The organism is Yoonia sp. (assembly GCF_036007805.1).
Classification (GTDB): Bacteria; Pseudomonadota; Alphaproteobacteria; order Rhodobacterales; family Rhodobacteraceae; genus Yoonia.
Genome location: NZ_DASYOK010000313.1, coordinates 1 through 8349, shown reverse-complemented (window position 1 = coordinate 8349; position 8349 = coordinate 1). Strand labels below are relative to the sequence as shown.

The 8349-nt window shown below is 59.5% G+C and carries 10 protein-coding genes and 1 pseudogene; 10 read left to right on the top strand and 1 reads right to left on the bottom strand.

Features of this window, described 5'->3' with window-relative positions; all coding sequences use genetic code 11:
- The 5 genes and pseudogenes from VGP75_RS16685 to VGP75_RS16665 form a co-directional block, all read left to right on the top strand.
- Positions 1–286 (top strand): annotated as a pseudogene (locus tag VGP75_RS16685) (3-oxoadipate enol-lactonase); the annotation flags it as partial.
- Positions 287–335: 49 nt separating this feature from the next.
- Complete coding sequence (locus tag VGP75_RS16680; RefSeq protein WP_327544737.1) at positions 336–1553, top strand: TCR/Tet family MFS transporter; 1218 nt, start codon at positions 336–338, stop codon at positions 1551–1553.
- Between the two features lie 73 nt (positions 1554–1626).
- Positions 1627–2706 (top strand): zinc-binding dehydrogenase, encoded by a 1080-nt coding sequence (locus VGP75_RS16675; protein WP_327544736.1) that lies wholly within the window; start codon positions 1627–1629, stop codon positions 2704–2706.
- Between the two features lie 61 nt (positions 2707–2767).
- Positions 2768–3997 carry a mandelate racemase/muconate lactonizing enzyme family protein gene (locus VGP75_RS16670; RefSeq protein WP_327544735.1) on the top strand — a complete coding sequence of 410 codons (1230 nt, stop codon included), beginning with the start codon at positions 2768–2770 and terminating at the stop codon, positions 3995–3997.
- Positions 3998–4140: 143 nt separating this feature from the next.
- Positions 4141–4569, top strand: coding sequence for a DUF4399 domain-containing protein (locus VGP75_RS16665; RefSeq protein ID WP_327544734.1), 429 nt, complete (start codon positions 4141–4143; stop codon positions 4567–4569).
- A gap of 167 nt (positions 4570–4736) precedes the next feature.
- Here VGP75_RS16665 and VGP75_RS16660 read toward each other — a convergent pair whose 3' ends face one another.
- Entirely contained in the window at positions 4737–5087 is a 351-nt protein-coding gene (locus tag VGP75_RS16660) for a DUF1428 domain-containing protein (RefSeq protein WP_327544733.1), read from the bottom strand.
- 241 nt (positions 5088–5328) lie between these two features.
- On the opposite strand from VGP75_RS16660, the gene VGP75_RS16655 reads away from it, so the two are divergent.
- The 5 genes from VGP75_RS16655 to VGP75_RS16635 all read left to right on the top strand — a co-directional run.
- Entirely contained in the window at positions 5329–5928 is a 600-nt protein-coding gene (locus tag VGP75_RS16655; RefSeq protein ID WP_327544732.1) for a TetR/AcrR family transcriptional regulator, read from the top strand.
- A gap of 99 nt (positions 5929–6027) precedes the next feature.
- Complete coding sequence (locus tag VGP75_RS16650) at positions 6028–6708, top strand: PspA/IM30 family protein (RefSeq protein WP_327544731.1); 681 nt, start codon at positions 6028–6030, stop codon at positions 6706–6708.
- Between the two features lie 35 nt (positions 6709–6743).
- Positions 6744–7022, top strand: a complete 279-nt coding sequence (locus VGP75_RS16645) for a hypothetical protein (protein WP_327544730.1) — start codon at positions 6744–6746, stop codon at positions 7020–7022.
- Between the two features lie 77 nt (positions 7023–7099).
- Positions 7100–7741, top strand: a complete 642-nt coding sequence (locus VGP75_RS16640; RefSeq protein ID WP_110279877.1) for a lysophospholipid acyltransferase family protein — start codon at positions 7100–7102, stop codon at positions 7739–7741.
- Positions 7738–8349: phosphatidate cytidylyltransferase (locus VGP75_RS16635; RefSeq protein ID WP_327544729.1), on the top strand; the 612-nt coding region annotated here is incomplete at its 3' end. The genes VGP75_RS16640 and VGP75_RS16635, both read left to right, overlap by 4 nt.

The following is an 8349-nucleotide window of genomic DNA, read 5'->3' as shown; positions in this document are numbered from 1 at the left end:
GCTCGAAGGGACGTCCGTGGCAGGGTACACTGGCGTCTGCGCGGCGATTGCCGGCACCGATTTCTACACGCCCACCAGCGGGCTGCGCATCCCGGCCCTGGGAATTGCCGGAACAGAAGACGGATCGACACCGCCCGATCTGGTGCGTGAAACAACCGACCTGATCCCCGGCTCGAAATTCGCGTTGATCCGCAACGCGGGCCACCTGCCCTGCGTCGTACAACCGGCAGAATTCGCACAGCACCTGAGCGACTTTTTATCAGCAACCGGACATTTGCGCGCCTAGCCCTTTGATCGCGCTTGCAAAGCCGACCGCGCACACTAATCCTGCGCGGATGAACAAACGCCTCGCCGTCACCTTTATCTTCATTTCGGTCATGCTTGACAGTATGGGGATCGGGCTGATCATGCCGGTGATGCCCGACCTGATCCAAGAGGTTGAAGGCGAAGGCATCGGCGGTGCGGCCGTTTGGGGCGGTATCCTTGCGACGATCTTTGCGGCGATGCAGTTCCTTTTCGGGCCGACCTTGGGCAGCCTGTCGGACCGCTACGGGCGCAGGCCTATTCTGATCATCTCGCTGGTGATCATGGCCTTCAATTATGTGCTGATGGCGCTGGCCTTCACGATCTGGCTGTTGATCATCGCGCGGGTGATCGGCGGGATCACGGCGGCGACGCAATCAACCTCGGCCGCCTATATGGCCGATATTTCCGCGCCCGAGGAAAAAGCCGCCAACTTTGGCCTGATCGGTGCAGCCTTTGGCATGGGCTTTGTGCTGGGGCCTATGATGGGCGGTGCGCTGGCGGAATTCGGCACGCGCGCCCCGTTCTGGGCAGCAGCGTTTCTGGCGATGAGCAACGCCATCTTTGGCTACTACGTTCTGCCCGAGAGCGTGACCGACCGTATCCGCCGCCCCTTTGAATGGCGGCGCGCAAACCCGCTGGGGGCGTTTCGCAACATCGGGGGCTTGCCCGGCGTGAAGCGGCTGCTTCTGATCAGCTTTGTCTACACCATCGCCTTTTTCGTCTACCCCGGCGTCTGGGCCTATTTCGGCGCGGAACGCTTTGACTGGGGGCCGGGCATGATCGGCCTGTCACTGGGTATCTTCGGCATCGGCATCGCCATTGTGCAGGGGCTATTGATCCGGCCCATCCTGAGCCGTATCGGCGAGCGCAAGGCCGTGATCCTTGGCCTGTCGGTTGACGTGCTGGCTTTTGTCGCTTTGGGTTTTGTGACGAACGGATGGGTTGCACTGGCGCTGACACCGCTCACTGCACTGGGCTCCATCGCGGGACCGGCGCTGCAAGGGATCATGTCACGCACTGCGGCAGACAACCAGCAGGGCGAACTGCAAGGCACGCTCAGCTCCACCAACGCGGTGGCCACGATTGTCGCCCCGCTGATGGTCACCCAGACCTTCTGGTTTTTCACCGACGGCCACGGCCCGGTCTATGCACCCGGCGCGCCTTTCATCTTGTCGGCGATCCTGACCATCGGCTGTATTCTTGTTTTTGTTCAAACCCCCCGGCCAAAGCGCCCCCGCGGCACATAACGTCGCGATCAGACTTGCAAGACGCATCCGACCAAAGCAGGGTCAGGGCCAGACAGGTTCCAAGGATACAGCCATGCCAGAGATCAAAGCCGCCGTTTGCCGCCAATTCGGCGCCCCGCTCACCATTGAAACGGTCACGCTTGCCGCCCCCGCAATGGGCGAGGTTGAGGTCACACTCAAGGCCTGCGCGATCTGCCATTCCGACATTTCCTATATCGACGGCGGCTGGGGTGGCACCCTGCCTGCGGTCTACGGCCATGAGGCCGCAGGGCACGTCAGCGCCGTCGGCGCCGGTGTGCGCGGTATCGCGGTTGGCGATCCTGTGGTGGTGACACTGATCCGCGCCTGTGGCACCTGCCCGTCCTGCGCGGGCGGCAAACCGGTGGCCTGCGAAAGCGACATGGCCAGCGGCCCGCTGACCGACGCAACGGGTGCAGCGCTGCATCAGGCGATGAACACGGGCGGCTTTGCCGAACGGGTGGTCGTCGATCAAAGCCAGGTGGTGAAACTGTCTGACGGGATCGCGATGGAGGCCGCGTCACTACTCGCCTGTGGCGTGATCACGGGTGTGGGGGCTGTGGTGAATGCAGCGGGCCTGCGCGCCGGACAGGACGTGGTTGTGATCGGCGCAGGTGGCGTGGGTCTGAACGCTATCCAAGGGGCGCGCATCGCAGGTGCCCGCAGGATCATCGCAGTGGATATGTCGGAAGAAAAGCTCGCCATTGCCAAGGAGTTCGGCGCAACCGACGGGGTACTTGCGACCTCTGAAAAACCGTGGCGTGCCGCGAAAAAGGCCATCGGGCGCGGGGCGGATGCGGTCTTTGTCACGGTGGGCGCGATCCCGGCCTATGACACCGCCCCGCAATATCTGGCCAACGGGGGCAAGGTGATCATGGTCGGCATGCCCCATTCAGGTGCGATGTCCACCTATGAGCCGGTGATGCTGGCAGCCACCGGCCAAGGCATGGTGGGGTCGAAAATGGGCGATGTGGTGATCACGCGTGATATTCCGTGGATGGTCGATCTCTACGAACAGGGCCGGCTGAAACTGGATGAGCTGATCTCGGGACGCTGGACGCTCGAACAGATCAACGAAGCGATTGCGGATACAAAGACGGGCAGCGCCAAGCGCAACGTGATCGTGTTTGACTGACCGCTGCCAAACCGTAAGGTGGATTTCAATCCACCTTACCTGACCCGCGGGATGCAAGCATATGAAACTCGCCGAACTTGATATCATCGTCACGGCACCCCCTGCCCCGGGTTGGGGTGGACGGTATTGGATCATCCCCAAGGTAACGACGGACACAGGCGTTGTTGGCTACGGCGAATGCTATGCCTCTTCCATCGGGCCCGCGGCGATGAAGGCCGTTATCACAGACGTCTTTGCGCGCCACATGGCAGGCGAGAATCCTGAAAACATCGAACTGATGTTCCGCCGCGTCTATTCCTCCGGCTTCACCCAACGCCCCGACCTGACCGTGATCGGCGCATGGTCCGGCCTTGAAATGGCCTGCTGGGATATCCTTGGCAAGGACCGCGACCGCCCTGTGCACGCCCTGATCGGCGGGCGGATGAATGACCGCATCCGCGCCTATACCTATCTTTATCCCCGCCCCGTGCACCCGCTGCCTGAATTCTGGTCCAGCCCCGAAATGGCCGCTGAAGTCGCACTTGATATGGTGGAAAAAGGCTACACAGCGGTCAAATTCGACCCCGCAGGCCCCTATACGATCCGCGGCGGGCATATGCCGTCGATGTACGATATCTCACTCTCGGTTGCGTTCTGCAAAGCGATCCGCGACACCGTGGGCGACCGCGCGGACCTTTTGTTCGGCACCCATGGCCAGTTCAGCACCGGTGGCGCGATCCGGCTGGCCAAAGCCATCGAACCCTATAGCCCCCTTTGGTACGAAGAGCCGATCCCCCCTGATAACGTCAACCAGATGGCGCGTGTCGCCAGCGCCACCAGCATCCCTGTCGCCACCGGCGAACGCCTGACCACCAAGGCTGAATTCGCCCCTGTTCTGCGGTCAGGGGCCGCAGCAATTTTGCAACCTGCTTTGGGCCGTTCGGGCGGCATTTGGGAAACCAAGAAAATCGCCGCAATGGCCGAGGTCTATAACGCGCAGATCGCGCCTCATCTTTATGCAGGCCCCGTCGAATGGGCCGCGAATATCCAACTGGCGGCCTCAATCCCCAACATCCTGATGGCCGAAACAATTGAGACACCGTTCCATAACGCGCTTATCAAAGGCAGTATCACGGTCGAGGAAGGGTACATCGAAGTCCCCAACACCCCCGGCCTTGGCATCGACTTTGACGAAGACCTCGCCCGCGCGCACCCCTATGACGGCGACGGGCTGCACCTGCAAATGCAGGATGCACCGATCGGATATCACGGGGTCAACAATTTCGGTGGCGGCGCGCCGGTGAAGAGGTAAGCGCCGCGCCACATGTATGACGAAGATCGCAGGAAGGTCCGGTCTGAGCGCAAACCGCCCGCTGCGAGAGCGTTTTTTGTCCAACGGCACAAGCGGACTATATTACCTTTTGTGGGCAGATCGCCCACTTTTGGGAGGTAAAAATGAAGAACTTAGTTATCGCTACTACGGTAGGACTTCTGATCTCGGGGGCTGCGTTTGCCGATGCCCACCGGAGCCCCGCACCCGAAGGTGCCAGCGCGTACATCGTCTCGCCGGCAGATGGATCAACGGTGTCGAACCCGGTTACTATCATTTTCGGATTGGCGGGTATGGGCATCGCTCCGGCCGGAACCGAAGTGGACAACACAGGCCACCATCATCTGCTCATCAACACCGATCCAAGCCAGTTGGATATGGATTCCGGACTACCCGCGACCGATGAGATCGTCCATTTTGGAGGCGGCCAGACACAGGTGACCAAAGAGCTGCCTGCAGGAACGCACACGCTTCAACTCTTGCTTGGCGATTGGAGCCATGTACCACACAACCCGCCTGTGATGAGCGAGGTCATCACAATCACAGTAAACTGACGCGGCTGCACCATTGCGGCCTTCAGCTTAGCGGACGGAGCGGAGCAATCCGCTTCGTCCCCATCGCGGACAAGGGTTCAGGTCACAGCAGACGTCAAGACCTGCCCAATCCTACCATATACCGCACCACGATGGCTCTGCACGGCACCATGACGTGGATCTCAGCTTTATGCCTTATGGACGACGTTGAATCCTCCCATGATCAGACGCTTACCATCGAAGGGCATCGGCGCATCCGGGGCCATGCGCGGATCCTGCATTGCCGCGCTCCAACCCGCGTCGCGGGCTGCTTTGTCCGGCCAAGCGACCCAGGAGAAAACAATAATCTCGCCGGGCTCGGCTTTCACCGCCATCGGCATGGACGTTACTTCACCATCGGGGACATCATCGCCCCAACAATCGACAACCGAGGTTGCGCCGTTTTCCTTGAATACTTCGGACATTGCGCGCGAGAAGACGATGAAGTCGTCCTTCTTGTTCTCTGGCACGGCACAGATCATCCCATCAATATAACTCACGGTACTTCTCCTTTCCTAATTTGCTTTATGACTTTTGATGGTTGGAAATCGCCGCTTACCCCGATCACTGCGAAATTCCTTCCGAAATCTCTGTGACGATAACACGCTGGCCGATTTGAGTCTGCATCCTCCACACAACAGGCATCGCTCCGACCTCTGCGGCGGCTGCACTCAACGCGACCCTTTCCAAGCTTCGCCCGCTCCCCTATAATTGAACTGCGTTCATTGAAGTGAGGGGCAGATGGCAACCAAAACAGAAATCCGCAGACAGGAACTCCGCGAAAAGCTGATCGTGATCGCCGAACGCACCATCGCGCAAAACGGCCTGTCCGCCCTGCGTGCCCGTGATCTGGCGGCCGAGGCAGGCTGCGCTGTGGGGGCGATCTACAACGTCTTTGGTGACCTCACGGACCTGACACTCGCCGTCAATGCCCGCACCTTTCACCGCCTTGGCGCGGATGTGGCCGAAGCATTGGCAGACGCCCCTGGGGACCCCGTAGAACAACTGGTCGTCATGGCGCAGGCCTATCACCACTTCGCAGCAAGCAACCATCTAAGCTGGCGCGCGCTCTTTGACGTCGAACGCCCGGCGGGCGAAGCCGCCCCCGATTGGTACCTTGCCGAGATGGGGCAGCTTTTCACCTATATCTCTGATCCGCTTGCCGTGATCTTTCCTGATCGCGCCGCGGATGAAATCGCTCTTTTGACCCGCGCACTCTTCTCTTCTGTCCATGGTATTGTGCTTTTGGGGTTGGATGAAGCCAGCGCCGGCGTGTCAACCGACAATATCGACCACATGATTGCACTTGTTCTGCGGCAATTCACGGCGTCCCCAAAATAATTTGAACTATGTTCATTTTTTATCTTGCAACCAAAAGATGGACTCGCTATCTCTATTTTATGAACAGTGTTCACACACTGAAACGAAACGGAGAGACAGATGTTCAAGACACTTGCCACACTCATCAACGGCCAGAACGCCCGCGCTGAGGATCGCGTCCGTGATGCCTTTGCAATCGAACTGATCGACCAGAAAATCCGCGAAAGCGAGGCCAGTCTGCGCGCAGCCAAAGCCACGCTTGCAAGCCTGATCCAGCGCCAGCGATCTGAGGAAAAGCAACACGCCGGCCTAAAAAACCGCATCAACGATCTGACCAAACGCGCCAAGGAAGCACTCGACAACGACCGCGAAGATCTGGCCACCGAGGCCGCCCGCGCGATTGCCAATATGGAAAACGAATTGGCCATCCGGAGCGAAACCCTTGATCGGCTGGATCAAAAGGTTGTCCGCCTGCGCACGTCAATCGAAAGCGGGCACCGCCGGATCATTGACCTCAAGCAAGGGGCTATTCAGGCCCGCGCGGTCCGTCGTGAGCAGAATATCCAGATGCAGATGACGAAAACAGGTGTGCAACACGGCAGCGTCGAAGAGGCCGAAGAACTGATCGCCCGCGTCTTGGGCCGCGACGACCCCTTCGAGCGCAGCGAAATTTTGGCGGACATCAACCGCGATCTGGAAGGCGGCAACCTCACCGACCGCATGGCCGAGGCAGGTTTCGGCAGTGCCACCCGCGCCACTGCCGATGATGTGCTCGCGCGCCTCAAGTCATCCAAGAAGTAAATCAAAAACCTCAATTCACAAAAAAGGACAAACAAATGCTTAACAAAAACTCGGACAACGGCCTGATCATGACAGTCAACCTGTTGGGCGTGGTGATTGCCTACGGCATGCTCGGCATCTCGCTGTGGCTTTCAACCGATGTGCCGCTCTCAACCAAAGGTTTCTGGGCCATCTCGGTCATGATGCTGACACTCTCGCTGGTGAACTTTGTCAAATACCGCTTCGACGAACGCATGGCCGAAGACCGCATCCAGCGCATCGAAGACGCCCGCAACGAAAAACTGCTGGAAGACTACGTGAGCGAAAGCCGCTAATCCCCCCGCCCTGCCCCTCTTTCGGGGGCGGGGCTTTCCTCTTTTCAAAACCCAAGCCCTGCGCCAAAGTCAAATCCATGAAATTCTTACGCCAGTTCGCAGCACGTATCGTTGGCCAATCCATCCGCATCTTCGCGCGCGCAATCACCGCCGTGCGGGCCGAGTGGAAGGGCATCGAACCCGTCCCGCGCCAGCGCGTCTATTTTGCCAACCACACCAGCAACGCCGACATGCCGATGATCTGGTCGGTCCTGCCGCCCGCATTGCGCCGGACAGTGCGCCCCGTGGCTGCCGCCGATTATTGGCTGAAAAACAAATTGCGCGCCTTTGTCGGGCCAGAGGTTTTCAACTGCGTGCTGGTGGACCGCCGCCCCGAGGTGCAGGACAAACCGATGGACAAGATCATCGCAGCGCTGGACGAAGGGTCATCCCTGATCATCTTTCCCGAAGGCAACCGCAACATGACCGAGGACCCGTTGCTGCCCTTCAAGGCGGGGCTTTACAACATGGGCGTCGCGCGACCGGATGTCGATCTGGTGCCCACATGGGTCGCCAACCTGACCGAGATCATGCCCAAAGGCGAGGTGATCCCCCTGCCCCTGATCTGCACCGTCACCTTCGGCGAACCGATCCATGTGCGCGAAGGCGAAAGCAAGGATGATTTCCTCAAACGTGCTTCCGAGGCGCTCTTGGCGCAACGCCCCGAGGCCCGCCAATGACCAGCACGACAGCGGATATCCTGCTTTTGGCCTTTGGCAGTTTCGGCATACTGATTGCCCTGACGGTACTGGGCGAAATCCTGCGCGCACGCCAGCCCGTCCATGATCCCAACCCGATGCTCGACACCTATATGACCCGCGTTCAAAGCTGGTGGGGCATGGTCACATTCATCGGTTTGGCGCTCTTGCTGGGCAAACCGGGCATCATGACGCTGTTTGCTTTCGCCTCTTTCGCCGCCCTGCGCGAATTTCTGACGCTGACCACCAAAACGCAGGCCGACCACCTGTCGCTGGCGCTCGCCTTCTTTGCGGTTCTGCCCCTGCAATATGTTTTCGTGGGCTTCGGCTGGACCGGCCTTTATACAGTGTTCATCCCCGTCTACGCCTTTCTTTTCCTGCCGATGATCTCAGCCCTGCGGGGCAATCCGCAACGCTTTCTGGTGAGGGTTGCGGAAACCCAATGGGCGCTGATGATCGCAGTCTTTTGTGTCAGCCACGTGCCCGCACTGATGTCACTCGACATTGCAGGCTATGGCGACCGCTCTGTGCTGCTGATCGCCTTCCTCGTGATGGTCGTGCAATTCGGTGACCTGTTGGATTTCTTCTTT

Coding starts and splice junctions, on each gene's coding strand:
- VGP75_RS16640 (WP_110279877.1), top strand. CDS start 7,100: ATGAAATTCTTACGCCAGTTCGCAGCACGTATCGTTGGCCAATCCATC.
- VGP75_RS16680 (WP_327544737.1), top strand. CDS start 336: ATGAACAAACGCCTCGCCGTCACCTTTATCTTCATTTCGGTCATGCTT.
- VGP75_RS16655 (WP_327544732.1), top strand. CDS start 5,329: ATGGCAACCAAAACAGAAATCCGCAGACAGGAACTCCGCGAAAAGCTG.
- VGP75_RS16675 (WP_327544736.1), top strand. CDS start 1,627: ATGCCAGAGATCAAAGCCGCCGTTTGCCGCCAATTCGGCGCCCCGCTC.
- VGP75_RS16665 (WP_327544734.1), top strand. CDS start 4,141: ATGAAGAACTTAGTTATCGCTACTACGGTAGGACTTCTGATCTCGGGG.
- VGP75_RS16650 (WP_327544731.1), top strand. CDS start 6,028: ATGTTCAAGACACTTGCCACACTCATCAACGGCCAGAACGCCCGCGCT.
- VGP75_RS16645 (WP_327544730.1), top strand. CDS start 6,744: ATGCTTAACAAAAACTCGGACAACGGCCTGATCATGACAGTCAACCTG.
- VGP75_RS16670 (WP_327544735.1), top strand. CDS start 2,768: ATGAAACTCGCCGAACTTGATATCATCGTCACGGCACCCCCTGCCCCG.